The sequence below is a fragment of the Arthrobacter sp. B0490 genome (genome assembly GCF_002929355.1).
Lineage (GTDB): Bacteria > Actinomycetota > Actinomycetes > Actinomycetales > Micrococcaceae > Arthrobacter_D.
Genome location: NZ_PJIR01000016.1, coordinates 1 through 25,511, shown reverse-complemented (window position 1 = coordinate 25,511; position 25,511 = coordinate 1). Strand labels below are relative to the sequence as shown.

The window sequence follows — 25,511 nt, the reverse complement described above, 5'->3', positions numbered from 1 at the left end:
CGCGAGGTATTTGCTCCCGGAGCGGACCACGCGGACCTGCCTGCGACGACGGAGGTGCGGGATGGGTGCTGCCGACGATCCGGAGCGGATCATTCTCCACGACGACGCCTACCGCTACGCGTTCCGCCGTTCGCGGTCCGCACGGCTCGCCGCCGAGGCGGCGATCGAAGCCGTCGAGGCCGTCGAAGGCTCGGAAGCCGAGGACGCGGAGCGGGCCGGAGGTCCCGCGACGGCGGACGCCGGCGGGAGGACGAACGACGGCGCCCCCCTTGCCCACGACGGCGAGCGGACGCGCATCCTCCTGGTCGCCGCGGCGCGGGCGGCCCTCGAACGCTTCCTTCCGCCGTCGCTGCCCCCGCGGGTCCAGGCCGGCAGCGACCTGCACGCCGCCCTCTCCGCTCTCGCCCCCGGCGAGCGCGAGTTCCTCCTCCTGCACCACTGGGACGGCCTCGCCGTGGGAACCGCCGCACGCGCGTCGGGCCAGGATGCCGGTGGCCTGCCCGACATCGAAGCCGCCTGTGCCCGTCGGCTGGCCGAGCCCGCGATCGATCTCGCCGCCGTCCTCGCGTCCGCCGACCCCGCCCGCGCCGTGTCCGAGGAGGACCTCGGGCGCAGCCATGATGCGCTCTCCCCCGGGGCGCCGTCCGACGCCGACCTGCCGGTGGAGGCACCCTCCCCCTCCCCCTCCACGCCACCGGCGGAGGAGCCCCTCGACCTGTCCGTCGAGGGGAGCGGATCCCGGCGCCGGAGGATCCGGACGACGGTCGGCGCCGCCTGCCTGCTGCTGATCGTGGTGGCCCTCGTCTCGGCGCTCATCCCTCGCCGGGCAGCCGGACCCGCGGAGGACACGGCGCGCCTCTACGACCTCGCGGAGGTCGTGGCGATCGTGGCCGCCTCGAACGTGCGGCCGACCGTGATCGACGACGAGGTGCGGATGCTGCGGGGGGCCCGGGTGGTGCAGTTCCTCAAGGGCGGGGAGACGGGCCGCGTCCTCACCGTCGACGTCACCGGCCGGAGCACGCTCGAGCGCACGTACGGCCGCAGCTTCTTCCCGCCGAACCAGCTCATGTTCCTCGTCCAGGGCGAGCACGGTATCCTCGCACCGATCGAGGGCGAGGACTCGGTGCTGACCCTCGTGAACCGCCGGGTGCCGGAGGCCGCGACGGTCACGGGTGATCCCGCTCCCCTGCCGGACGGGCTCCGCGACGCCATCCATGCCATGCCCGCGGGGGAGATCCCGCTCGGGACCAGCGGCGCACCGCCAGGCGCGCTGGACCCCGCGGCCGTCGTCGGCGTCCGGCCGCCGGAGGGCCGGGATCCCCAGGACCTGCCGGGCACCCTGCTCGGCACGTTCCGCATCCACGCCGAGGACGGGCAGGCGTGCGTGCTCTTCTCGTTCAACGACCGCGCGATCCTGCTGCGCTGGCCGGAGGGCTTCACCGCCCACGAGCGGAGGCAACCGGGCTCCTCTATCGACGGCGACCCGGCCACTGGGCGCCGCGTCCTCACCGTCCTGAACGACCGCGGGTACCCCTATGTGGACGACAACCGCTCGACGCCGTTCATCCGGGGCGTGCCCGCGGGGGAGCGCGGCGAGTGCGGCGGGCAGGAGCTCGAGGTCTGGGACATCGCGGTCGACCCGGGGAGCACGCTCCTCGTCTACTGAGGCGTCTACCGAGGCGCCTACCGAGGCATCTACCGAGGCATCTACCGGGGCGACGGTCCGGCGTCCGGCATCGCCCGTTCGGCCTCCTCGACATCCTCAGTCACCAGCTGGGCACGGCGCCGCACGTTGTCGAGACCCGACGACGCGATCCCCCACCGTTCGCCGTCGAGCCTGGTCATCGCGGCGGCCTCGGCCGTCGTCGCGAGCGTGTTGCCCGCACGGGAAAGCGCCCGGTGTACCTGCAGGAGCGCGCCGGGGATGTCGAGTCCGGTGCTCGGCGAGGAGGCCTGGGCACGCACGCAGACCGCCCGGACCCGCGGGAGCATCGCGCTGAGCTCGTTGGCGATGCCCACGAGCTCGTTGTAGACGTCGTCGTCCTCGATGCCCTCGAGGATCTGGTGGTAGCGGTCGAGTCCTCGGCGGAAACGGTCGTGCGCGCGCCGCCACACCCCCGTGCCCAGCTCGGCGTCGTCCTTCCGCCCCTGCCGCGCCGCCGCGAAGAAGGCCACGGATGCCCTACAGGTACTGGCCGGGACCGTGGGTGTCCGCAGGGGACGCCTGGGTGCGCCGTGCGGGCGGAGTGCGTCTGGGCTCCCCGTCCTCGCCGACCACCACTCCCGGCGCGATCACCGTGCCCGGCGGCAGTTCGCGGAGCTGGAGCCGTGCCGCGAGCTGCTGGTTCGCCATCTGCTGCGCGGCGAGTGCTGTCTGGATGCCGTGGAAGAGTCCCTCGAGCCAGCCCACGAGCTGCGCCTGCGCCACGCGCAACTCCGCGTCGGTGGGCACGGAATCGCGGTCGAACGGCAGGTTGATGCGGTGCAGCTCCTCGACCAGTTCCGGCGCGAGTCCGTCCTCGAGCTCCTGGACCGAACGCTCGTGGATGGAGGCGAGTCGGGTGCGGCCGGCGTCGTCGAGCGGAGCGGAGCGGACCTCCTCCAGCAGCTGCTTGAGCATGGTGCCGATCCGCATGACCTTCGCCGGTTCGTCCACGAGGTCCGCGAGGGTCGCAGGACGGCCGTCCGGGGCGGCCGCCACGTCGGGTCCACCGGCCTGCGTGATGCCAGGAGGAGCGGGAGCAGGAACCACGGGACCGGCCGGCTGCTGTTCAGTCATGACGCAATGCTCCCACAACAGCCGGAAGCCGGGCACGTCAGATCCAGCCCTGCTCCCAGGCCCTGGCGGCTGCCTCGTGGCGCGACGGGGCGTCGAGCTTCGCCATCGCCGAGGATACGTAATTGCGCACAGTCCCCGGCGCGAGGTGCAGTTCGCGGGCGATCGCCTGCACGCTCGCTCCCTGGCGACCGTGACGCAGGACGTCGAGCTCCCGTGCGGTGAGCGGGCACGACTCGCCGGTCAGGGCGCTCGCGGCGATGTCCGGATCCACGTACCGCCGGCCGGCCGCGACGTCGCGGATGACGTTGGCGAGCTTGTCCGCGGGAGTCGACTTCGGGACGAAGCCGGACACCCTGCTGGCGAGGGCGCGCCTCAGCACGCCGGGCCGGGCATGCCGCGTGACGATGACGACGCGCGTCGCGACCGTCCTCAGGATCTCCTCCGCTGCGTAGATGCCGTCGGTCGGCGGCATCTCGAGGTCCAGCACGCACACGTCCGGAGAGTGTTCCCGCGCGAGCCGCACCGCGTCCGTCCCGTTGTCGGTACTCGCGACGACGTCGAGGTCGGGTTCGAGTCCCAGCAAGGCCACCAGGGCGCCGCGGATCAGGTGCTCGTCATCGGCGAGGACGACGCGGATCATGGCAGCTCCTGCCGTGCGCCGGCCGCGGAGGCAGGAGTATCGACGGCTCGACCACCGACGGCGTCCGCCTCGTCCGCGGCGGACGCCCGGACAGCGGACGGTCCGGGTGATGCGGCCGCCGTCGACACCGGTACGGTGGCGGTGAGCACGAACCGCCCACCCACTCGTCCTGCATCGACCGATCCTCCGACGGCCTCGAACCTCTGCCGCAGGCCGTCGATCCCGGAGCCCGCGGCCCGCGGCCCGGTACCGCCCACCGCGTCCGTCGCGCCGTCCGCCACCCCGTCCCCCGTGGCGCCGTCGTCCGTCACGCCGTCGTTCGTCACGGAGAGGACCGCTCCCGGTCCGGACCGCACGAGGCGGAACGCCACGCAGGTGGCCTCGCTGTGGCGCAGGATGTTCGTGGTGGCCTCGCGGATGACGAGCCCGAACAGGGTGCGCTCCTCCGGCGGCAGGCCGCCGGCGTCGACCTCCACGGAGGCGTCGATACCCGCTGCGCGGAGCACCTCCGCCGCATTGGCGGCCTCTGCTGCGAGGGACACAGCACGGTAGCCGTGCACCAGGGCGCGGGTCTCCTCCAGCGCCGTGCGCGCGAGCTGCTGGGCCTCGCGGATCTGGACGCGCGCCGCCTCCGGGTCGGCGTCGAGCAGGCGGCCCGCGAGTTCCGTCTTGAGGGCGATCACCTGGAGGTGGTGTCCCTGGATGTCGTGCAGGTCCGCGGCGAAGCGCAGCCGCTCCCTGGCGACGGCGAGTTCGCCCGAGGTGCGGCGGCTGTCGTCGAGGCGCAGCACGATCTCCCACCACCAGATGCTCCCGACGAACAGCAGGGGCGTCATCAGCGCCCAGAGACCGACGGAGACGAGGCCGCCCTCATCGACCGCGGGGCCGCCCAGCTCGGTGCCGAGGAGCATCCCGAGCATGCCGTGGAGCACGAGGGCGGCGAGCGCCCCGGCGAGCACCCACCAGCGTGCCCGGCGTGCGACGACGACGACGATGGCGTTCGCCGCGAACCAGAGCGGCACGGCGGCCACCCAGAGGGTGTGGGACTGGAGGAGCCCGATCAACCACAGGCCGGCGGCCGGCAGGAGGAGCCACACCGTGTACTTCCGCGCCGGCAGTCCGCCGCCGAGTCCGGTGCGGAAGAACCAGCAGTACCGGACGAGGGCTGCGACCGCCACGGCGGCGAGAAGGATGATGGTGACGTCCAGGAGCTGCAACCCGTAGTCGCCGCCGGAGAGCATGAACAGCGTGTCCACGGCGCCGATGAAGACGCTGTAGAAGACGATCGACCCGATGGTGTACCGCCACGTGGCGCGGACGCCGCGGCCCGTCTCGGGCGGACCTGCCGCGGCAGGAGCCGGGTGATGCGCAGTCGCAGCATCCGGGTCGGGGAGGCTGCGTCGAGCGGGGAAGAGCGCCATGCCGTCCATCGTAGGACCATGACATTTGTCATGGTCCCGGTGTGCGGACGGGCAGGGGAGGAGATGACGTCAGGGCACTGACGCCACGCGGGACGGCTCGGAAGGATGGTGCCATGACCACCTCACCCAGCACCCCGCCGCTCTCCCTTCCGGACCGTCCCGCGCCCACAGGACCCACAGGACCCGCGGACACCGTGGCGGTGTCCGCCCGGGGCCTGCGTTGCTCCTACGGTTCGTACGAGGCCGTCCGCGGCATCGACCTGTCCATCCGCAACGGCGAGTTCTTCGCCCTGCTCGGCACCAACGGGGCCGGCAAGACCACCACCATGGAGGCACTGGAAGGCCATCGTGCCGCCACGTCCGGCACCCTGACCGTCCTCGGCGGGAACCCCTACCGCGACAAGGCCTCGATCCGGCCCCGCCTCGGCATCATGCTGCAGGAGGCGGGCTTCGCCGACGACCTCACCGTGGAGGAGACCTGCCGGCTCTGGCTGCGGCTGTCGACGGCCGATGCACGCGACAGGACGCGCGAGGAGGTCATCGCGACCGGCCTCGACGTCCTGGACCTCACGGCGAAGGCCTCGACCCGCGTCAAGATGCTCTCTGGTGGGCAGCGCCGGCGCCTCGACCTCCTGCTCGCGACCGCGAACGAGCCGGATCTCCTGTTCCTCGACGAACCGACCACGGGCCTCGACCCGGAATCCCGGGAGCGCACGTGGGAACTCGTCCGCGGCCTGAACGATGCCGGTACCACGGTGGTCCTCACCACCCACTACCTCGAGGAGGCGGAGAGCTACGCGGACCGGCTCGCGATCATGCACGACGGCGAGATCGCCGTCGAGGGCACCCTCGCGGAAGTCCTGCGGCGCGAACCGTCGACCATCTCCTTCGAGGTGGAGGCGTCCGTCGACGTCATCCGGCTCCAGGGCCTCGGGCTGTCCCCCGACTTCGTGCCCACCCCGTCCAGGACGGAGGTGCGGATACCGTCGCTCGACCTGCAGCAGGACCTCTGGAAGGTCCTGTCCTGGGCCGACGCCCACCGTGTCCCGCTGGACCGGCTGTCCGCCTCGGAGGCGTCCCTCGCCGCCGTCTTCCGCCGGGTCAGCGTCGGCGACGCAGCCTAGCCCCGAGCCCCGCAGTCCCGATCAGGAGAAGAACCATGACCACCCTCACGCGCACCCCGCCCCCCTCCGCCGCCAGCCGCATCAGTGCCATCGCGCTCATGGAACTGCGCATCATCTTCCGCAACAAGACGGTGCTGACCGGCGCCGTCCTCATGCCCATCGCCATGGCCGCCTACCTGTTCTACGTCGGCGCCGACCAGATGGCCGGCCCGTCCGGCACGGCCGTGCTGGCCGGGCTGACCCTCATGATCATGGCCCTCCTGGGGGTCTACCTGACCGCGACGACGACGCTCGCGACACGGCGGCAGGAGCTGTTCCTCAAGCGCCTGCGCAGCGGCGAGTCCTCCGACACCGTCATCTGGCTCGGCATGCTCACGCCCACCGTGGCGCTCGTCGCGGCGCAGCTCGTCGTCGTCACCGGAGGACTCGGCCTGGCCGGCGTGGACGTCCCGACGCGGCCGCTGCTCGTGGTCGGCGCGTCGCTCGGCTTCCTGGCGCTGTGCGCGACCACCGGCATGCTCACCAGCATCTACACGCCCTCAGCCGCCGCCGCGCAGATCACCACGCTCCCGTTCCTCGTCGCCGTGATCGGCTCGTTCTTCTGGACCGCGTTCGACGACGGCTTCGAGCTGGTCTCCCGGCTCACGCCGGGCGGCGCGCTGCAGAACCTCCTCATGGCCGGCTGGGGGGTCGAGGCCGCCGACGCGTCGGTGGCGGGCGCCGCCGTCGTCCTCCTCGCCTGGATCGTGCTGCCCTACCTCGTCGCCGCGAGACGCTTCCGCTGGGAGAAGCGCTGACACCCGGGTACGACGAAGCCGGCACCCCCTTCGTGGGAGTGCCGGCTTCGTCGTACCCTGCTCAGCAGCAGCGACCCTCCGGGTTGGCGTCCTGGCGGTCGGTCTTGTCCCGCCAGAACTCACGCTCCGTCATCGGGAGTCCACCGGCGTGGGTGCGCTCGTGGTGGTCGAGGTACGCCTGGTAGGCGTTCTCCCCCATGACCCCCTTGAAGAGCCACGCCAGTTCACGTGCGGTGTCCCGCGCGCGGGAGAGCACCTGCGGCACGGTCATCAGTGCCCCGTCCGCGCCGGCCGCTTGCCCGGCTCCAGCGCCGACCACTGCGCCTCCAGCTCCTTCTCCGCCGGGGACGCGACGAGGCCGGCGGGTGCGAAGATGCGCGAGGCCACCGGGGCATCCTCGTTCTCCTTGCCGCCGCCGTGCCGGTAGGCGCGGATCGTCGCGAGGATCGCCGTCGCGATGACGATGATCGACAGCACCACGAAGAAGATCGACAGCGTGCCCTGGATGAACGTGTTGCGCACCACCGCTTCCATGGCGGCGACGGTCCTCGCCGTGCCGAAGCTCTCCTCGCCGGCCGCCAGCGCGTTCTTGAACGCGGTGTGCTGCGCCCAGTACCCGATGGCCGGGACGGGCGAGAAGATCTTCAGGAACGACGCCGTGATCGTGACCACGGACGCGAAGGCGAGCGGGACCGCCGGGATCCACAGGAAGCGGAACAGCCCCTTCTTGGCACAGATCGCCATGCAGACCGCGAGCGCGATGGCCGCAAGGAGCTGGTTGGCGATACCGAACAACGGGAAGAGGGTGTTGATACCGCCGAGGGGATCGGTGACGCCCATGATGAGGATCGCCCCCCAACCGGCCACCATGATCGCGGTGCAGATCCACGCCCCTGTCCGCCAGGAGGTGTCGCGGAAGCGGGGCACGAAATTCCCGATGCTGTCCTGCAGCATGAACCGGGCGACCCGGGTGCCGGCGTCGACAGCGGTGAGGATGAACAGCGCCTCGAACATGATGGCGAAGTGGTACCAGAAGGCCATCATGCCCGCGCCGCCGAAGACACCCTGCATGATCTGGGCGATGCCGACGGCGAGGGTCGGAGCACCACCCGTGCGGGAGACGATCGATTCCTCGCCGACGTTCGAGGCCATCGTGCTCAGCGCCTCCTGCGTGAGGTTCACGCCGGTGAGGCCGAGGCCGTTGACGAAGGTCACCGCACCCTCGATGGTGCCGCCGGTCGCCGCCGCGGAGGAGTTCATCGCGAAGTAGATCCCGCGGTCGATCGAGAGGGCTGCGACGAGCGCCATGATCGCTACGAAGGACTCCATGAGCATGCCGCCGTACCCGATGAAGCGCGTCTGGCGTTCCTTCTCGATCATCTTCGGCGTGGTGCCCGAGGAGATCAGGGCGTGGAACCCGGAGAGAGCACCGCAGGCGATGGTGACGAAGAGGAACGGGAACAGCGTGCCCGCGACGACGGGACCGGTGCCGGAGGTCGCGTAGGGCGTGATGGCGGGGACGCTGATCTCCGGGCGGGTGATGACGATCGCGACCGCGAGCATGATGATCGTGCCGATCTTCATGAAGGTGGACAGGTAGTCGCGGGGTGCCAGCAGGAGCCAGACGGGCAGCACGGCGGCGATGAAGCCGTAGATGATGATGCCCCAGGCGATCGTGATGCGGTCGAGGGTGAAGATCTCGACGCCCCAGGCCGTCTCGGAGATCCAGCCGCCACCGACGATCGCGAGCAGCAGCAGCGCGAAGCCGATGAGGGACACCTCGGTGACCTTGCCGGGCCGCAGGTAGCGCAGGTAGACGCCCATGAAGAGTGCGATCGGGATGGTCATGGAGACGGAGAAGACGCCCCAGGGGCTCTCTCCGAGCGCGTTCACGACCACGAGCGCGAGGATGGCCACGATGATGATCATGATGGTCAGGGTGGCGATGAGGGCCGCGGTCCCGCCGATGACCCCGAGCTCCTCGCGCGCCATCTGACCGAGGGAACGGCCGCCGCGGCGCATCGAGAAGAACATGACGAGGTAGTCCTGGACAGCGCCGGCGAAGATGACGCCGATGATGATCCAGAGCGTACCGGGGAGGTAGCCCATCTGTGCTGCGAGGACGGGGCCCACGAGGGGGCCGGCGCCGGCGATGGCGGCGAAGTGGTGGCCGTAGAGGACCCGTCGGTCGGTGGCGGCATAGTCCTTGCCGTCGGCCTTGTACTCGGCGGGGGTCGCGCGCCGATCGTCGGGCTTGAGCAGGTTGCGCTCGATGAACTTCGAGTAGAACCGGTAGGCGATGAGGTAGGTGCAGACGGCCGCGAAGACGAACCAGATGGCGTTGACGGTCTCACCGCGGACGATGGCGAGCATGACCCAGGCGATACCGCCCAGGAGTGCGATGCCCACCCAGAGGGCGATCTTCGCCGGGGTCCACCGGCGGTCTTCTGCTTCGGCCTGCTGCGGGTCGACGGCGACCGGCGGCAGGTCCGGATCCGTCGCCAGCACGTCGGCGTGCCGGTGGGATCCGTTCTGCTTCTTACTCATGATGCTCCTCGGGTGCGGAAGTGTGATGCACACGAAGGTAGCAACCTAGTGAGGCCGACGTCACACCACAAGCAGCCCGAGGGTGCCGTTGCGCCGAACGCACCCGGGGGTGCGGCGAGCGGCCCCGCGCGGCGCCGGGACCGGAGTTCCCCGGCATGCGGCCGATGGGTGCGTCAGGAGGAGCTGCGCGGGACTCCGTCGGGTCCGTCGTCGAGCACGGCGGGCGGCGCGTCGTCGTTCGCGCTCATGCCCCTCGCTGATCACGCGGCGCCCCGGCGCAGGGACGGGCGTAGGGTTGATCGGTGGCATTCCGCCATCCGATGCCAGCGGCGCCGTCGATCCCTCCGACCGGAAGCCCGCAGCCCGTGCCCCTCCTCCGCGACCTCGTGCACCTGGCCCCCTCGGCCGCCGACCACCATCCTGCCCTCCGCTGCGCCATCGGCGTGGGTGTACCCCTGTTCGTCGTCCTGCTGCTCGGGCGGCTGGACCTCGCCGTGTTCGCGACCTTCGGCGCCTTCGCCGGCATCTACGGGCGGAACGAACCCCACCGTCCGCGCCTCGCCACGCAGCTGCGCGGCGGGGGGCTCATGCTCGCGGTCATCCTCGCCGCGGCGCTGACCGCGCGCGCCGACGTCGGCCCCTGGGGGCTGATCCTGCTGACCAGCGCCGTCGCCGGGCTCGGCACCTTCCTGGCGGGCCTGTTCCACCTCCGCCCGGGTGGATCCCTGTTCCATATCTTCGCCTTCGCGGCCATCGCGTCCGCGCCCGGTCAGCCACCGCTGGGGCCGGGACTCACGACGGCGGTCGCCACGGTGGCCTTCGCCCTGCTCCTCGGGCAGGCGGGCAGCCTCCGGCCCGCCCACCGCACGCCCTGGCACCGGGCACCGGCCGACCGGCCGACCGTCCGGCACGTCGCGGCCCTGGGGCGTGAGGCCGCCCTGTACGTGGTGGCGGCCCTGCTCGCGGGGAGCGCGGCCACGCTGCTCGGGATCGGCCACACCTACTGGGCCATGGTCGCGGCGACCGTGCCGCTGGTCGGGCAGACCGCGCGCGCCCGCGTGACCCGGGGCCTCCAGCGCCTCCTCGGCACGTTCGCGGGACTCGTCCTGACCGCGTTGATCCTGCTTCCGGGACTGCCGGCCTGGCAGCTCGTCCTCGTGATCGCCGTCGCCCAGTTCGCCGCCGAGATGTTCATCCTCCGCCAGTACGCGCTCGCCCAGGCCTTCGTGACGCCCCTCGCTCTCGTCTCCACCGAACTGGCCCGCCCGACCGCTCCGGCGGGCCTCCTGGCGGACCGGGCCGTCGAGACGGGCATCGGGGCGTCCGTCGGGATCGCGCTGGTGCTGGCGCTGCACCTGTGGCAGCGCACGGCGCAGGCGGGGACCCGCACCGCCTAGTCCATCACCAGCAGGATCTTCCCGGTGTGCTCGCCGGAGTCGAAGTAGGCATGGGCGGCCGCCGCCTCGGCGAGCGGGAAGGTCCGGCCGACGAAGGGCTTCACGGCCCCGGTGGCGACGAGCGGCCATACGTTGTCGCGGACCGCCGCCAGGATGGCCGTCTTCTCCGCGACGGGCCGTGACCGCAGCGTGGTCCCGGCCACGCTCGCCCGCTTGCCCATCAGCATCCCGAGGTCGAGTTCCGCCGTCGCGCCGCCCTGCAGTCCGATGACGACGAGCCGCCCGCCGGTGGCGAGGGACTCGACGTTCCGTGCGAGGTACTTCGCCCCGACCACGTCGAGGATGACGTCCGCGCCCCGGCCGCCCGTGGCTGCCCGGACCTCCTCGACGAAGTCCTGCTCGCGGTAGTCGATGAGGGTGCGGACGCCGAGGGAGCGTGCGACGTCGAGCTTCGCCGCCGATCCCGCGGTCACGAGGGGCACCGCGCCCAGGGCGAGGCCCACCTGGACGGCCATCACACCGATACCCCCGGACGCCCCATGGATCAGGACGTGCTCCCCCTCCGCCAGCCCCGCCTGCAGCACGAGGTTCGACCACACCGTCGCGGCCGTCTCGGGGAGGCCCGCGGCGTCGACGAGGTCGACCCCGTCGGGAGCGGGGACCACCTGCCCGGCAGGTACCGCCACTCTCTCCGCGTAGCCGCCGCCCGCCAGCAGGGCGACGACGGCGTCCCCCACCGCGAAGGCGGAGTCCCCCGCGTCGGCGATGCGTCCCGACACCTCGAGGCCGGGCAGCGGGGACGCACCGCGGGGCGGCGGATAGAGTCCTCGGCGTTGCTGCACATCGGCGCGGTTCAGTCCGGCGGCGACGACGTCGATGAGCACCTCGCCCGCCCCGGGCACGGGATCGGGGACGTCCTGCACGGAGAGGACGTCCGGCCCGCCGGCACCCTCGATCACCACTGCGCGCATGCCGTCCTCCAGTCCCTGGGTATTTGGGCGCCGTCCGCCCTTCGTGAAACACTAGCCGCGGGAAGGTTGTCCGAGCGGCCGATGGAGCTGGTCTTGAAAACCAGTGGGCGGTCACCCCGTCTCAAGGGTTCGAATCCCTTACCTTCCGCTCCCAGGGGAGGCTCCGCGGCGCGGGGCCTCCCCTCCCGGATCCGCCCCATGCCTGCCGACCGCCGCGGGTGCGGTACTGTCCCGAGGAGCAACAGCCGCGCCGCGCTCGACGCGGCCGACGACGGGGTCTCAATGGGTACTGGGCATCACACGAGGGCCGGGCGGCGCCGCGGGATCGCGGCCGCGGCCGCGATCGGCCTGCTCACGCTCCTCCCCGGCTGCGGCGTCCTCGGCCCGCCCGCACCGGAGCGCGACGCCGACGGCGCCGTGACCGCGGAGGCCCGGACGGACGCGTTCTCCCTCCAGGTGGGCGACTGCATCGACGACCCCGGCATGGGGAGCGTCTCCGACATCACCGTCCTGCCCTGCGACGGGCTGCACGTCTTCGAGACCTTCGCCCGGACGGAGATGCCCGACGGCGACTACCCGGGGGTGCCGGCCGCCAACACCGCGGCGAGCGAGTTCTGCGCGAGGGAGTTCACCACGTACGTCGGGCTCGAGTACGACGCCTCCGTCCTGGAACTGCTCTACTTCTACCCGGTCGAGGAGAGCTGGAACGCGGCGGACGACCGCGAGATCGTGTGCTTCGTCGCGGAGAAGGATGAGGAACCGGTGACCGGAACGCTCAGAAACGCCCGCAGATAGAGCAGGTCGTCCACAGATAACGACCAGAGGCCCCGGATTTTCCGGGGCCTCTGGTGTTTTGGTAACCAGATGTTAACCATGTTCTGGTTGGCTACTCCCGGGGATGGAATGTCACCTGCGTCACATCTGGTGCTCATGCCAACGCGCCCACCCATCGACGGGTCGGCGGGCTTCACTCGCGGCTGCTTCGCGGCCATCGTCAAGGAGAATTCGAACGAATGATTAATTCGTCATGGAGGGGAGCGCTCGGTGCGGCGCTGTCGGTAGGGCTGATCGCCTCACCGATGATCGCACTGCCAGCCGTAGCGGTGGAGACACCACCGACTACGGCGTCCGTCGCAGGAGACGGCATCATCATCAACGAGGCGTTCATCTCGGGCGGCTCGGCGGGAACACCGTTCACCAACAAGTACGTGGAGCTCTACAACCCCACCGATGCGCCGGTCAGCCTGGACGGCTGGTCCCTGCAGTACCGCGCGCCGGGATCCACCGCCGCGCCGGGTGCGACAGCACTCCGCGGCACCATCCCGGCCAAGGGCTACTTCCTCATCCAGGGTGGCAGCAACGGCACCGCGGGGTCCGCGCTTCCCACCCCTGACCTCACGACGGGCTTCAACCCCGGCGCCCCCGGTGGCGTCCTCGTGCTCTCCGACCAGGCCGCGAGCGTCGGGGCCCTGCCGCCCGGCAGCATCGTCGGCACACCCGGCGTCGTCGACGCCCTGGGCTACGGCACGGCCACCGCCTTCGAGGGCACCGTCGCCACGACACCTGGTGCCGGGAGCACGAAGTCCACCAACCGCACGGGCTTCGGCGACACCGACGTCAACGGCGCCGACTTCATCCTGCAGGACACGACGCCGATGAACAGCGCGGCGGCCCCCGGCGGCTCCACGCCGACGCCCACCCCTACGCCCACGCCCACGCCGGTCCCGCCGACGCCGGGCACCGTCACGGCCATCCGCGACATCCAGGGCACCGGGACCGCGACACCGCTCTCCGGCCAGACCGTGACGACGCGTGGCAAGGTCACCGCCGCCTACCCCTCGGGCGGGTTCGCCGGCTTCTACCTGCAGACCCCGGGCAGCTCGGCAGCTGCCGATCAGGCGGCCTCGGACGCGATCTTCGTCTACTCCCCCGCGACCGTCGGTTCGGTCGCCGTGGGTGACCACGTCGAGGTGACCGGTACCGCCGGTGAGTTCTTCAACCTGACGCAGCTCACCGTCGCTGCCGGTGGCACCACCAGGATCACCGAGGCGGCCGAGGAGCCCAAGGCATCGGCCATCGCGCTTCCGGCCACCGAGGCCGCGCGCGAAGCGGTCGAGGGCATGCTCTTCCAGCCCTCCGGTGCCTACACGGTCGCCGACAACTACACCCTCAACCAGTACGGCGAGGTCACCCTGGCCTCCGGTACCGAGCGCCTCCTGCAGCCCACCGACGTCGCACGCCCGGGCACCCCGGAGAACGCAGCGGTCATCGCCGACAACGCGGCCCGGAGCATCAGGCTCGACGACGGCGCCTCGACCAACTTCTTCACGCAGGTCAACCGCGGCAAGGTACTCCCGTACCTGACCCAGTTCCAGCCCGTCCGCGTGGGGTACAGCGCAGCCTTCACCTCCCCCGTGGTCCTCGACTACCGCAACAGCGCCTGGAAGTTCCAGCCGCTCGCGGAGCTGAACGGCGCGAACCCGGCAGATGTGCAGCCGGTGCAGTTCGCCGGCGAGCGCCCCGCCGCACCGCAGCCGGTGGGCGGCAACCTGAAGATCGGCTCGTTCAACGTGCTGAACTACTTCCCCACCACGGGTGAGGACCAGACCGGCTGCAGGTACTTCACGGACCGCGCGGGCAACCCGATCACCGTCGACGGCGGCTGCAATTCACGCGGCGCCGCGGACAAGGTGAACTTCGAGCGACAGGAAGCGAAGATCGTCGCCGCGATCAACGGCCTCGGCGCCGACGTCGTGACGCTCATGGAGGTCGAGAACTCCGTGCGCTTCGGCAAGGATCGCGACGCCGCGCTCGCCACCCTCGTCGAGGCGCTCAACGAGAAGGCTCCCGGCACATGGGACTACGTCCGCTCCCCCGCGGCCGTCCCCGCCCCCGCGGACGAGGACTTCATCCGCACCGCCCTGATCTACAAGAAGGCCGTGGCGGAGCCCGTGGGCGAGTCGGTCATCCTCAATGACAACGTCGCCTTCTCGAACGCCCGCAAGCCCCTCGCGCAGGCGTTCAAGCCGGTGGGCGGCACGGAGGCGGAGACCTTCCTCGCGATCGTCAACCACTTCAAGTCCAAGGGCTCCGGCCCCAGCTCGGGCGGCAACGCCGACACGGGTGACGGCCAGGGTGCCTGGAACGCCGCACGCGTCACGCAGGCCCAGGCCCTCGTGGCCTTCGCCGACTCCCTGAAGGCATCGGCGAAGACGGACAAGGTCTTCCTGACCGGCGACTTCAACGCGTACACCCAGGAGGACCCCATGCACGTCCTCTACGAGGCCGGGTACGTCAACCAGGGCGAGAAGGACGACAGCTACTCCTACGTCTTCTCGGGCCTCAGCGGATCGCTGGACCACATCCTGGCCTCGCCCGCGGCGGACGCCGCGGTCACCGGCGTGGACACGTGGAACATCAACTCGGTCGAGTCGGTCGCCCTCGAGTACAGCCGGTACAACAACAACGTCACCGACTACTACGTGGCGGACCAGTACCGGGCCAGCGACCACGACCCCGTGATCGTCGGCCTCGACCTCGCACCCGCACCCGTGGACACCACCGCGGAACTCAACCTGCTGAACATCAACGACTTCCACGGACGCATCGACGCCAACACGGTGCGCTTCGCCGGGACCGTCGAGAAGCTGCGCGCCGAGTTCGGCGACGACAAGACCGCGTTCCTCTCCGCCGGTGACAACATCGGCGCGTCGCTCTTCGCCTCCTCGCTGCAGGAGGACAAGCCGACGCTCGACGTCCTGAACGCCCTGGAGCTCAAGGCCTCGGCCGTGGGCAACCACGAGTTCGACAAGGGCCTCGCGGACCTGACCGGCCGCGTCTCGGATACAGCGGACTTCCCGTACCTCGGGGCGAACGTCTACACCAAGGGCACCACGGAGCCGGCGCTCGACGAGTACTCCATCATCACGGTCGACGGCGTCGACGTCGCCGTGATCGGCGTCGTCACCAAGGAGACCGAGTCACTCGTCAGCCCCGGTGGCATCGCGACCGTCGAGTTCGGCGACCCCGTCGAGGCGGTCAACCGGGTCGCGCAGAAGATCGAGGACCAGGACCTCGCCGACGTCATCGTCGCCGAGTACCACGAGGGCGCCGGTGACGGCGTCGTCGAGAAGTCGACCCTCGAGCAGGAGGTCGCAGCGGGCGGCACGTTCGCCGAGATCGTCACCGGGACCACCCCCCTCGTGGACGCGATCTTCACCGGCCACACGCACAAGCAGTACGCATGGGACGCCCCCGTCCCGGGCGCCGCGGGGAAGACCCGGCCGATCCTCCAGACCGGCTCCTACGGCGAGTTCGTCGGCCAGATCACGCTGACCGTCGACAAGCCCACCGGTGACGTCCAGTCCTACACGGCCCGCAACGTCGCACGCACCACGGACGCCGACGCCACCCTCGTCGCCGGCTTCCCTCGGGTCGCCGCGGTCAAGACCATCGTCGACGCGGCCCTCGCGCAGGCGAACGTCATCGGCAGCCAGCCCGTCGGATCGGTCACGAAGGACATCACGTCGGCCTTCATCGGCACCGTGCGCGACGACCGCGCCTCGGAGTCGACGCTGGGCAACCTCGTGGCCGACTCGCTGCGCGCCAGCCTCTCCTCCGCGGAACGCGGCGGAGCGCAGATCGGCGTCGTCAACCCGGGCGGGCTCCGCAACGAGCTCTACTACGCACCCGACGGCGTCGTGACCTTCGCCGAGGCGAACGCCGTGCTGCCGTTCGTGAACGACCTCTGGACCACCACCCTCACCGGTGCGCAGTTCAAGGCGATGCTCGAGCAGCAGTGGCAGCCGGATGGCAGTTCGCGGTCCTTCCTGGCCCTCGGCCTGTCGGACAACGTGAGCGTCACCTATGATCCCGCGCTTGCGCGGGGTTCGAGGATCACCTCCGTCATGATCGACGGTGCCCCGCTCGATCCGGCGAAGGACTACCGCGTCGGTACCTTCAGCTTCCTGGCCCAGGGTGGCGACAACTTCACGGTCTTCCGTGAGGGCACCGACACCCGCGAGTCGGGTCTCGTGGACCGTGACGCGTGGATCGACTACATCAAGGCGAACAGCCCGCTGTCGCCGTCGTTCGACCGCCGCAGCGTGCAGGTGCAGGGCGCTCCGACCGTTGTGAAGGCCGGCGCAGCCGTCTCCTTCACGGTGTCGAAGCTGGACCTCACCTCGCTCGGCAGCCCGGCGAACACCACGCTGGCCGCGAGCTTCGTGGCCGCGAACGGCACCGTCACGCAGCTCGGGTCCTTCCCGGTTGCCGGCGGTACCGCGACGGTGACCCTCACGGTCCCGACGACCGCGAGCGGCCAGGGGCGGATCGTTCTGACCGCCTCACCGAGCGCGACCACTGTCACCCTCCCCGTGACCGTGGAGGCGGCACCCCAACCGGAGGTTCCCGTCAAGCCCGAGAAGCCGGAGAAGCCGGTCAAGCCGGTCAAGCCCGAGAAGCCGGTCAAGCCCGTCAAGCCCGTCAAGCCGGGCAAGCAGGACTGATTCGAGCCGGCAGTCCCGATCGACGGCGCCGACAACGGCGCCCGGGCGAGCTACCGGGCGCACCTGGCGGACCACGAGCGCTGTCCCGACCGCCAGGTGACCGTCCTGAGCGCCTGACGCCGGGGCACCCATGAAACGAGGGACCTCCACCACCCGGTGGGGGTCCCTCCTTTCTGCGCTCCGGGTGCCGGGCTCGGTCCCGTCGAACTCCTACAGCCCGCCCGCGGCCCGCTCCAGGAGCGCGGCGGCGATCGCGTCTGCATCGAGCAGGGTCCTGCCGCCGGCTTCCAGCGGGGCCCCGGCCTCGGCCGCGATGGCCGTCCCCCACTGCACGGAGGCGAGCTGGAGGCCGATCACGAAGAGGGAGTCCTGGGCCTTCCCGGTCCTGTCGACGGCACGATAGGGCGGCACCGTGACGTCCAGCCCGGCCGAGGTCACCGGCACCCCGTCCTCCCCCATGCGGGTCCGCGGTCGAACGCTGCCGTCCTCGAGGAGGGTGCGCATGAGCGGGGACAGGCTCGTGCTCACCCGGTTCGCGGGCATCATGGCCTCCACGAGGTAGCGCGCGGTGAAGGACTCGCCCTGCACCCACGGGGAGGTCGCGCGGAAGAGCCCCTCGTCCTGGTCGAAGCCGAAGCTCGGGTTCGGCCCCACGAAGCGGACGATCCCCGCCCGCACGAGCGCTGCGAGCTGCGCGATCCGCGCGGGCGGCGGCCCGCTGGCGAGGCCCTCGACGAGCGGCTCGAACCATCCGCGGAGCTCGGCGTTCCACGACGAGTCCGAGATCCCGCCGTCCGCGACGGCCTGCTTGATGACCGACCTCCCGGCGTTCAGGGCGCCGATCGCCATCTTGAGGGGGTCGTCCTCGCCGGCCGCCGATCCGCCGGCGTCGGCGTCGAGGTAGGCGAGGACGGCCGCGGCGAGTTCCTCGCCGTCAGCGAAGCGGCGCCCGGCGAACGGGTGGGCGAGTGCTTCGACGTCGAGCCGGAGGTCCACGGGGATCGCGCGGGCGACGGCCTCCCCGGCCGCGGCCTCCCACGCAGGGCCCTCCGTCCCCAGCGCGCTGTCCAGCTCCGCGAGGAACGCCTCGGGTGCGGCCGTGAGCGGCCGCTGCGTGGTCCGGCAGAGCGTCGTGTAGTAGACACGGAGCACGTCCCGGTGCAGCAGCGGCCAGAGGTCGTGGTCGAAGCCGGGCTGCACGCCCGACCGCCGGAACGCGAGCACCCGGGCCGGGGTGCAGAACCGCAGTTCGATGCTGCGCGGGATGTAGGAGTCGAGGGACGCCTTCGCCCGGTAGGGCACCCCCCGCCGCGATGCCGCGACGAGCCGGGGCTCCCGGCCGGAGGGCGTGTACTCGAGCCGGCCCCCGTCGGCGGGCGCGAACCGCCCACCGCGGCCCTCGGTCAGCTGGATCATGGCGTCGAAGAAGTTGAGGCCGAGTCCCCGGACCAGGACGGTCTTCCGCGCGGGGAGCCGGTCCCAGGTGACGTCGGCCGGGACGGCGGGGGGCCAGTACTGCAGCCCGTGGCGCGCTGCGACGTCCTGCAGCCTCCCCTGCTCGGGGGTGAGGGTCGCCGCGAGATGTCCCAGCGCCAGGACGACGTCGTCGGCATGGACCCGGGAGCCGTCGTCGAGGAGGATGCGCCACCGGCCGGCGTCGAGCCGCCGCAGCCGGACGGCCTCCTGGGGGTGGCGGACGACGGCGACGCCGGACGGGGCTTGGCGCACGACCTCCGCGAAGGTCCAGGCGAGGTACCGGCCGTAGAGGGCCCTGCTCGGGAAGTCCCTCGAGGCGAGCCGCGCGCACTCGGCGAGATCGGCGTCGCCCAGTCCGGGAACCAGGCCGTCGTTCACGCGTGCCCGCCAGGTGTCGAAGGAGACGCCGCCGGGTGAGGACGCGACGCCGGCGGCGGCGGGTCCCACCGGGACGACCGTCGGGTAGAGGCAGGGTGTGTTCATGAGGAACAGCCGCGACTGGTCCGTCCGCCAGACGTGTCCGGGGCCGGCCTCGTAGGGCTCGATCACGTGCAGGGCGAGGGCGGGAGCACCGGCGCCCAGGGCGCGGTGCCCTGCGATCAACCGCTCCACCACGGAGGTGCCGCGGGGTCCGCCTCCGATGACGGCCACGCGCCTTGCCTCCTGGTTCTCCACGCGTCAAGCCTATCCAACGCGGGCGCGGCCCCGTTCGCCGGGAGATCGCCTGAGGGAGCGCTGCATAGGATGGGCTGATGACGCACCCGACGCAGACCACCGCGACCACGGACGACCCCTTCCTCTGGCTCGAGGACATCTACGCCGAGGACGGCCTCGCGTGGGTCCGGGCCGAGAACGCCCTGACCGAGGACGCCCTGGTGACGCCGGACTTCGCCGTCCGGGAGCGCGGCATCCTCGAGGTGCTCGACTCCACGGACCGGATCCCCATGGCCGGCAAGCACGGGAGCCACTACTACAACTTCTGGCGCGATGCCGAGCACCGCCAGGGCATCTGGCGGCGCACCACGTGGGACAGCTACGCCTCCGACACCCCGGCCTGGGAACTCCTGCTCGACGTCGACGCCCTGAGCGCCGCCGAGGGGACCGAATGGGTCTGGAGCGGGGCGCTCTTCCTCCGGCCGGTGGCCGGCGCCCCGCACGACCGGGTCCTCGTGGTCCTCTCCCCCGACGGCGGCGACGCTGCGCGCTACCGCGAGTTCAGCCTCGACACGCTGTCGTTCGTCGACGGCGGCTTCGACATCCCGACCGCGAAGAGCCGCATCAGCTGGGCCGGCCCGGACGCCCTCCACGTCGGCACCGATTTCGGGCCGGGGTCGATGACGTCGAGTTCCTACCCCCGGACCGTCCGGACCCTGCGGCGCGGGACCGGACTCGCCGCGGCCGAGCAGTACTTCGAGGTGGACGAGGACCACATGATAGCGCTCGTGCTGCACGACTCCACACCGGGCTTCGAGCGTGACATCGCCGTCGACACCATCGATTTCCACACGCGCCGCACCTACCTCCGGCAGGACGGCTGGCGCCTGATCGAGGTGCCCGAGGACGCCAGCATCTCGCTGCACCGGGAATGGCTGATCGTCCGGCCTCGCACGGACTGGATCGAGGCCGGGACCACCCACGCGGCCGGCGCCCTCCTCGTCATCGCGCTGGACTCCTTCCTCGCCGGTGAGCGCACGTTCGCGACCGTCTTCTCCCCCGATCCGTCCACGTCCCTGCAGTCCTGGAGCTGGACCCGGGACTACCTCCTGCTGAACCTGCTGCGCGACGTGTCCTCCGAGATCCGCATCCTCGATCCCGCGAAGGACTGGACGGCCGACCTGCTCGACGCCTGCCCGCCGCTGCACTCCGTCGACGCCTACGCGGTCGACGACGAGGACGACGAGGACGGCAACGACTACTGGCTCATCGCCACCGGCTTCCTGACGCCGTCGACGCTCCACCGCGGGACCATCGGCGGCGACCACACGGCCGTGAAGTCCTCGCCGTCCTACTTCGACGAGGACCGCTTCGCCGTCGAGCAGCACTTCGCGGTCTCGACCGACGGCACGCGCGTGCCCTATTTCCAGCTCGCGTCGAAGGACCTGGTGCTCGACGGCGGGAACCCCACCCTCCTGTCCGGGTACGGCGGTTTCGAGCACTCGATGACACCCGCGTACAGCGGCGTGATCGGTCGCGGCTGGCTCGAACGCACCACGGAGGAGGGCCGGCACGGCGTGTACGTGCTGGCGAACATCCGCGGGGGCGGCGAGTACGGGCCGCAGTGGCACCACGCGGCGCTGCACGCGAACCGGCACCGCGCCTACGAGGATTTCGCGGCCATCGCCGAGGACCTCGTCCGGCGCGGCGTCACCTCGCCGGCGCTCCTCGGTTGCACGGGCCGCAGCAACGGCGGGCTGCTCGTGGGCAACATGCTCACCACCTATCCGCACCTGTTCGGCGCCATCTCGTGCGGCGTGCCCCTGCTCGACATGCGCCGTTACACGAAGCTGTCGGCCGGCTACTCCTGGATCGCGGAGTACGGCGACCCGGACAAGCCCGAGGAATGGGAGTACGTGCAGACCTTCTCGCCGTACCACCTGCTCCGCGACGACGTCGCCTATCCGAAGACGCTCATCTGGACGGCGACCAGCGACGACAGGGTGGGCCCGGTGCAGGCCCGGAAGATGGCCGCGAAGATGAAGGACCTCGACATCCCGGACGTCTGGTTCCACGAGGCGCTCGAGGGCGGGCACGCCGGGGCCGCCGACAACCGGCAGGCCGCGAGGATGCACGCGATGAGCTTCGAGTTCCTCTGGCGGGCCCTCACGGGATCGCTCTGACACGACCGCGCGCGACCACCCGCCCGGCAGTTCCTGGACGGCTGCGGGGTGGTTTTGCTCTTGCCGTCCCCTTCTGGGTAACCTTGGGAGGCTAGAGATAGCCGAGGAGACGTGCCAGAGCGGCCGAATGGGCTTCACTGCTAATGAAGTGTGGGCCTAAAGCCTACCGGGGGTTCAAATCCCCCCGTCTCCGCGCCAAGGCCCCCGGGTACCCCGGGGGCCTTCTCGCATCCCGGCCCGTTACGCCTTGAGCGCCAGGGCGAAGGGCAGCACTCCCGACGCGCCGGCCGAACGCAGCGCCCGCCCCGCCTCGGTGATCGTCCAGCGGCTGTCCGCGACGTCGTCGACCAGCAGCACCGGCCCGGGGTTCGCGGCGAACCATGCGGCGCCGCCCTCGGGGACGGCGAAGTGGTCCCATACAGCCGCCAGGCGGAAGGCGCTGTTGCCTCCCGCCTGCCCCTGCGGGAAGCCGTGCGGGGTGGCGAGCTGCCCGAGATAGGGGATGCGCCCCACCTGGGCCAGCGCCTGCGCGAGGGATCCGATGAGTTCGGGGCGCCGCCGCGAGGGGACGCTGACCACGGCGACCGGCCGCTCGTCCCAGCCCCACTGCGCCAGCACGCGCACCACGGCTTCGATGGCCGCGTGGTCCAGCGGTGCGTCGGGGGTCGCGTCGGCCATGAGCTCCCGCAGCCTGTTCCCCCAGCCGAGGTCCGTCAGGCGGGCCAGGGCCCGGCCGGGCAGGCTGACCTCACCCGGCTTCAGCTTCCCCTTCAGGGGCACGCCCAGCTTCTCCATGCCGGACGGCCACTGGCCCCGCGGCTCGAGTTCCACCCCGACGCGGCTGAGGGCCTGGTTCGCCGAGTCGGAGGCGTCGTGCGCCACCTCGTCCGAGTACCAGGGGCCAGCGCAGTTGTCGCAACGGCCGCACGGGGTGGCGGCCGGATCGTCGAGGGACCTCGAGAGGAACTCCATGCGGCAGCCGGCGGTGTTCTCGTAGTCGAGCATCGCCTTCTGCTCCACGACGCGGGCCTCGCTGATCCGCCGGTACCGCTCGGCGTCGTAGGTCCAGGGCGTCCCGGTGCTCTCCCACCCGCCGGTCACCTTGCGGACGGCGCCGTCGACGTCGAGCACCTTGAGGAGGAGCTCGAGGGGCGAGCGCTTCAGGTTGACGCGCGTCTCGAGTGCCGGGGTGGACAGGACGGTGCCCGGCTCGAGGGCGTCGAGCACCCGCAGGGCGGCGTCCTGGGACGGCATCGACGCGGTGGCGAAGTATTCCCAGATGTCGCGGTCCTCGGCCCCGGGCAGCAACAGGACGTCGGCGTTCGGCGTCCCGCGTCCCGCGCGGCCCACCTGCTGGTAGTAGGCGACGGGCGAGGACGGGGCTCCGAGGTGCACCACGAAGCCGAGGTCGGGCTTGTCGAAGCCCATGCCGAGCGCGCTGGTGGCCACGAGCGCCTTCACCTCGTTGTTCTTCAGGGCGGCCTCCGCGGCCTCCCGGTCGGCCGGATCGGTGCGTCCCGTGTAGGCGCGGACGGCGTGCCCGTTCTCGCGCAGGAGCCGTGCGGTGTCCTCGGCGGCGGAGACGGTCAGGGCGTAGATGATGCCGCTGCCCGGCAGGTCGGAGAGGTGCGTGAGGAGCCAGGCGAGGCGGGAGCGGGGGCTCGGCAGGCGCAACACGCCGAGCCGCAGCGACTTGCGGGCGAGCTCCCCGCGCAGCGTGAAGACGTCGGTGCCTCCCGCCCCGAGCTGTTCCTCGACGTCCTTCACGACGCGGGAGTTCGCGGTCGCCGTGGTGGCCAGCACGGGGACGCCCTGCGGCAGCCCCAGGATCAGCTCGCGCAGGCGCCGGTAGTCGGGGCGGAAGTCGTGGCCCCAGTCGGAGATGCAGTGGGCCTCGTCGATCACGAGCAGGCCCGTCCGCCGCATGAGCTCCGGCAGGTAGAGCTCACGGAACGACGGGTTGTTGAGGCGTTCGGGCGAGACGAGGAGGACGTCCACCTCGTCGGCCTGGAGCTTCGCCTCGATGTCCTGCCACTCCGTCTGGTTGGCCGAGTTGATGGCCTCGGCGCGCACCCCGGCCCGGGCGGCGGCGGCCACCTGGTCCCGCATGAGCGCGAGCAGGGGCGAGACGATGAGCGTGGGCCCGGCTCCGCGGGCGCGCAGGAGCAGGCTGGCGACGAAGTACACGGCGGACTTCCCCCAGCCGGTGCGCTGGACGACGAGGGCGCGCCGCCCGCCCTCGACGAGCGCCTCGATGGCCTCGAACTGCCCCTCGTGGAACTGCGCGTCCGGCGACCCGACGAGGGTGTGCAGGATGGCTGTTGCTTGCTCGTTGAGCGTGGTGGTCGTCGACATCCTCCCAGTATCCCAGCCACGTCCCCCAGTCCTCGCGGGAGGCCCACCATGTGCGCAACCGGCGTCGCGGCCCCACCGATACACTTTCCAACGTGACTACAACCTTCGATCTCTCACTCTCCTTCAAGGCCTACGACGTGCGCGGCATCGTCGGCGAGACCATCACGGTGGACTCGGTCCGTGCGGTCGGGGCCGCCTTCGTGGATTCCCTGGACCTGGCGGGCGAGACCATCCTGGTCGGCGGCGACATGCGCCCGTCGTCGCCCGAGTTCTCGAAGGCGTTCGCCGACGGCGCCACCCTGCGCGGCGCGAACGTGCTCTTCCTCGACCTCATCTCCACGGACGAGCTGTACTACGCCAGCGGCACCCTGCACGCGGCGGGCGTGACCTTCACCGCCAGCCACAACCCCGCCCAGTACAACGGGATGAAGATGACGCGCCCGGGCGCCGTGCCCGTGTCCTCGGAGACCGGTCTGAAGGACATCCAGGAGCGCGCCGAGCGATACCTCGCGGACGGCACCATCCCCGCCGCCGGCACCCGGGGCACGACCGGCGTCCGCGACGTCCTCGAGGAGTACTCACGGTTCCTCCGCACCCTGGTCGACCTCTCGTCGTCGCGCCCGCTGAAGATCGTCGTCGACGCCGGCAACGGCATGGCGGGCCTCACCACCCCGGCCGTCCTCGGCGACCGGATCCTCCCCGCCCTGCCGTTCGACATCGTGCCCCTCTACTTCGAGCTCGACGGCTCGTTCCCCAACCACCCGGCCAACCCGCTGGAGCCGGAGAACCTGCTCGACCTGCAGGCCGCCGTCGTGCAGCACGGCGCGGACATCGGGATCGCGTTCGACGGCGACGCCGACCGCTGCTTCATCATCGACGAGAAGGGCGAGCCCGTCTCGCCCAGCGCCATCACCGCGATGGTCGCCCGCCGCGAGATCGCGCGCGCCCAGGCCGCCGGTGAGGCGGAGCCCGTCATCATCCACAACCTCATCACCTCCCGCGCGGTGCCGGAACTGATCCGGCACGACGGCGGACGGCCCTTCCGCTCGCGCGTAGGCCACTCCTTCATCAAGGCCATCATGGCCGAGGAGGGCGCGGTGTTCGGCGGCGAGCACTCGGCCCACTACTACTTCCGCGACTTCTGGAACGCCGACACCGGCATGCTGGCCGCCATGCACGTCCTGGCCGCCCTCGGGGAGCAGGACGGCCCGCTGTCGGAGCTCGGCCGCGAGTACGAGCCCTACTTCTCCTCCGGCGAGGTCAACTCGAAGGTGGCGGACCTGCACGCCTCCATCGCCCGGGCACGCACCGAATTCGAGCAGGAGGGCGTGGTCGTGGACGACCTCGACGGCCTGACCTTCACTCCCGGCCATGGCGACTGGTGGTTCAACCTCCGCCCCTCGAACACCGAGCCGTACCTCCGGCTCAACGCCGAGGCCGTGGATCCGCAGACCCTCGAGGACCTCGTGCGGCGCGTCCTGGCCGTCATCCGCGACTGACCCCCGCAGCACCGCAGGCACGAGAGAGGCCCCTTCCCGACGGGAAGGGGCCTCTCTCGTGTCGGAGGGGCCGGCCCCCGGTGCTCAGGCGACGCTGAAGCGCTGCTTCAGCTCCTCGAGCTGCCCCCTCAGCTCCTCGGGCAGGGAGTCCCCGAAGCGCT

General features: G+C 71.3%; 17 protein-coding genes and 2 tRNA genes. 10 read left to right on the top strand and 9 right to left on the bottom strand.

Annotation, left to right across the window (positions count from 1 at the left end):
* The first annotated feature begins 61 nt into the window (after positions 1 to 61).
* Positions 62 to 1,666: a hypothetical protein gene (locus CXQ97_RS16600; protein ID WP_104181997.1), complete on the top strand. Its 1,605-nt coding sequence runs from the start codon at positions 62 to 64 to the stop codon at positions 1,664 to 1,666.
* 41 nt (positions 1,667 to 1,707) lie between these two features.
* Here the strand turns inward: CXQ97_RS16600 and CXQ97_RS16595 are convergent, their stop codons facing one another.
* From CXQ97_RS16595 to CXQ97_RS16580, 4 genes are read right to left on the bottom strand one after another with little or no spacing between them, the layout of a single operon-like run.
* Positions 1,708 to 2,175, bottom strand: coding sequence for a hypothetical protein (locus tag CXQ97_RS16595; protein ID WP_104181996.1), 468 nt, complete (start codon positions 2,173 to 2,175; stop codon positions 1,708 to 1,710).
* A 7-nt stretch (positions 2,176 to 2,182) separates the two neighbouring features.
* The gene (locus tag CXQ97_RS16590) at positions 2,183 to 2,779 is read right to left on the bottom strand and encodes a bacterial proteasome activator family protein (RefSeq protein ID WP_104182021.1); all 597 of its coding nucleotides are present in this window, start codon (positions 2,777 to 2,779) and stop codon (positions 2,183 to 2,185) included.
* Positions 2,780 to 2,816: 37 nt separating this feature from the next.
* On the bottom strand, positions 2,817 to 3,419 hold the full coding sequence (locus CXQ97_RS16585; protein WP_104181995.1) for a DNA-binding response regulator: 603 nt from the start codon (positions 3,417 to 3,419) through the stop codon (positions 2,817 to 2,819).
* Positions 3,416 to 4,840, bottom strand: coding sequence for a sensor histidine kinase (locus CXQ97_RS16580; protein WP_104181994.1), 1,425 nt, complete (start codon positions 4,838 to 4,840; stop codon positions 3,416 to 3,418). Before CXQ97_RS16580 ends, CXQ97_RS16585 begins: the two co-directional genes overlap by 4 nt.
* Before the next feature lie 113 nt (positions 4,841 to 4,953).
* Here CXQ97_RS16580 and CXQ97_RS16575 point away from each other — a divergent pair, with 113 nt between their 5' ends.
* Together CXQ97_RS16575 and CXQ97_RS16570 are read left to right on the top strand one after the other, a co-directional pair.
* Positions 4,954 to 5,964 carry an ABC transporter ATP-binding protein gene (locus CXQ97_RS16575; RefSeq protein ID WP_104181993.1) on the top strand — a complete coding sequence of 337 codons (1,011 nt, stop codon included), beginning with the start codon at positions 4,954 to 4,956 and terminating at the stop codon, positions 5,962 to 5,964.
* A 35-nt stretch (positions 5,965 to 5,999) separates the two neighbouring features.
* Positions 6,000 to 6,761, top strand: coding sequence for a hypothetical protein (locus CXQ97_RS16570; protein ID WP_104181992.1), 762 nt, complete (start codon positions 6,000 to 6,002; stop codon positions 6,759 to 6,761).
* Between the two features lie 61 nt (positions 6,762 to 6,822).
* Here CXQ97_RS16570 and CXQ97_RS16565 read toward each other — a convergent pair whose 3' ends face one another.
* Positions 6,823 to 7,032 (bottom strand): YbdD/YjiX family protein, encoded by a 210-nt coding sequence (locus tag CXQ97_RS16565; RefSeq protein WP_104182020.1) that lies wholly within the window; start codon positions 7,030 to 7,032, stop codon positions 6,823 to 6,825.
* Positions 7,032 to 9,308 carry a carbon starvation CstA family protein gene (locus CXQ97_RS16560; protein WP_104181991.1) on the bottom strand — a complete coding sequence of 759 codons (2,277 nt, stop codon included), beginning with the start codon at positions 9,306 to 9,308 and terminating at the stop codon, positions 7,032 to 7,034. Before CXQ97_RS16560 ends, CXQ97_RS16565 begins: the two co-directional genes overlap by 1 nt.
* A 302-nt stretch (positions 9,309 to 9,610) precedes the next feature.
* On the opposite strand from CXQ97_RS16560, the gene CXQ97_RS16555 reads away from it, so the two are divergent.
* Positions 9,611 to 10,705: an FUSC family protein gene (locus CXQ97_RS16555; protein WP_306740161.1), complete on the top strand. Its 1,095-nt coding sequence runs from the start codon at positions 9,611 to 9,613 to the stop codon at positions 10,703 to 10,705.
* Here CXQ97_RS16555 and CXQ97_RS16550 read toward each other — a convergent pair.
* Positions 10,702 to 11,676 (bottom strand): NAD(P)H-quinone oxidoreductase, encoded by a 975-nt coding sequence (locus CXQ97_RS16550; RefSeq protein WP_104181989.1) that lies wholly within the window; start codon positions 11,674 to 11,676, stop codon positions 10,702 to 10,704. The genes CXQ97_RS16555 and CXQ97_RS16550 overlap by 4 nt on opposite strands.
* A 60-nt stretch (positions 11,677 to 11,736) precedes the next feature.
* On the opposite strand from CXQ97_RS16550, the gene CXQ97_RS16545 reads away from it, so the two are divergent.
* The 3 genes from CXQ97_RS16545 (at position 11,737) to CXQ97_RS16535 (ending at position 17,183) form a co-directional block, all read left to right on the top strand.
* Positions 11,737 to 11,824 (top strand) — tRNA-Ser (locus tag CXQ97_RS16545).
* A 50-nt stretch (positions 11,825 to 11,874) separates the two neighbouring features.
* Positions 11,875 to 12,471, top strand: coding sequence for a septum formation family protein (locus tag CXQ97_RS16540; RefSeq protein WP_104181988.1), 597 nt, complete (start codon positions 11,875 to 11,877; stop codon positions 12,469 to 12,471).
* Positions 12,472 to 12,689: 218 nt separating this feature from the next.
* Positions 12,690 to 17,183 carry an ExeM/NucH family extracellular endonuclease gene (locus tag CXQ97_RS16535; protein WP_104181987.1) on the top strand — a complete coding sequence of 1,498 codons (4,494 nt, stop codon included), beginning with the start codon at positions 12,690 to 12,692 and terminating at the stop codon, positions 17,181 to 17,183.
* Positions 17,184 to 17,393: 210 nt separating this feature from the next.
* Here CXQ97_RS16535 and CXQ97_RS16530 read toward each other — a convergent pair whose 3' ends face one another.
* Entirely contained in the window at positions 17,394 to 19,334 is a 1,941-nt protein-coding gene (locus CXQ97_RS16530) for an FAD/NAD(P)-binding domain-containing protein (RefSeq protein WP_104181986.1), read from the bottom strand.
* Positions 19,335 to 19,411: 77 nt separating this feature from the next.
* Here CXQ97_RS16530 and CXQ97_RS16525 point away from each other — a divergent pair, with 77 nt between their 5' ends.
* Positions 19,412 to 21,496 (top strand): prolyl oligopeptidase family protein, encoded by a 2,085-nt coding sequence (locus tag CXQ97_RS16525; RefSeq protein ID WP_104181985.1) that lies wholly within the window; start codon positions 19,412 to 19,414, stop codon positions 21,494 to 21,496.
* Positions 21,497 to 21,601: 105 nt separating this feature from the next.
* A tRNA-Ser gene (locus CXQ97_RS16520) sits at positions 21,602 to 21,689 on the top strand.
* 47 nt (positions 21,690 to 21,736) lie between these two features.
* Here CXQ97_RS16520 and CXQ97_RS16515 read toward each other — a convergent pair.
* Entirely contained in the window at positions 21,737 to 23,851 is a 2,115-nt protein-coding gene (locus tag CXQ97_RS16515; RefSeq protein WP_104181984.1) for a RecQ family ATP-dependent DNA helicase, read from the bottom strand.
* Between the two features lie 92 nt (positions 23,852 to 23,943).
* Between CXQ97_RS16515 and CXQ97_RS16510 the strand changes: the two genes are divergently transcribed.
* A complete protein-coding gene (locus CXQ97_RS16510; RefSeq protein WP_104181983.1) occupies positions 23,944 to 25,350 on the top strand; it encodes a phosphomannomutase/phosphoglucomutase in 1,407 nt (468 codons plus the stop codon).
* The last annotated feature ends 161 nt before the right edge of the window (positions 25,351 to 25,511 follow it).

What these genes read in the sequence shown, in the direction of transcription:
- CXQ97_RS16600 (WP_104181997.1), top strand. Translation starts at nt 62, where the DNA reads ATGGGTGCTGCCGACGATCCGGAGCGGATCATTCTCCACGACGACGCC.
- CXQ97_RS16590 (WP_104182021.1), bottom strand. Translation starts at nt 2,779, where the DNA reads ATGACTGAACAGCAGCCGGCCGGTCCCGTGGTTCCTGCTCCCGCTCCT.
- CXQ97_RS16585 (WP_104181995.1), bottom strand. Translation starts at nt 3,419, where the DNA reads ATGATCCGCGTCGTCCTCGCCGATGACGAGCACCTGATCCGCGGCGCC.
- CXQ97_RS16580 (WP_104181994.1), bottom strand. Translation starts at nt 4,840, where the DNA reads ATGGCGCTCTTCCCCGCTCGACGCAGCCTCCCCGACCCGGATGCTGCG.
- CXQ97_RS16575 (WP_104181993.1), top strand. Translation starts at nt 4,954, where the DNA reads ATGACCACCTCACCCAGCACCCCGCCGCTCTCCCTTCCGGACCGTCCC.
- CXQ97_RS16570 (WP_104181992.1), top strand. Translation starts at nt 6,000, where the DNA reads ATGACCACCCTCACGCGCACCCCGCCCCCCTCCGCCGCCAGCCGCATC.
- CXQ97_RS16565 (WP_104182020.1), bottom strand. Translation starts at nt 7,032, where the DNA reads ATGACCGTGCCGCAGGTGCTCTCCCGCGCGCGGGACACCGCACGTGAA.
- CXQ97_RS16560 (WP_104181991.1), bottom strand. Translation starts at nt 9,308, where the DNA reads ATGAGTAAGAAGCAGAACGGATCCCACCGGCACGCCGACGTGCTGGCG.
- CXQ97_RS16550 (WP_104181989.1), bottom strand. Translation starts at nt 11,676, where the DNA reads ATGCGCGCAGTGGTGATCGAGGGTGCCGGCGGGCCGGACGTCCTCTCC.
- CXQ97_RS16540 (WP_104181988.1), top strand. Translation starts at nt 11,875, where the DNA reads ATGCCTGCCGACCGCCGCGGGTGCGGTACTGTCCCGAGGAGCAACAGC.
- CXQ97_RS16535 (WP_104181987.1), top strand. Translation starts at nt 12,690, where the DNA reads ATGATTAATTCGTCATGGAGGGGAGCGCTCGGTGCGGCGCTGTCGGTA.
- CXQ97_RS16525 (WP_104181985.1), top strand. Translation starts at nt 19,412, where the DNA reads ATGACGCACCCGACGCAGACCACCGCGACCACGGACGACCCCTTCCTC.
- CXQ97_RS16515 (WP_104181984.1), bottom strand. Translation starts at nt 23,851, where the DNA reads ATGTCGACGACCACCACGCTCAACGAGCAAGCAACAGCCATCCTGCAC.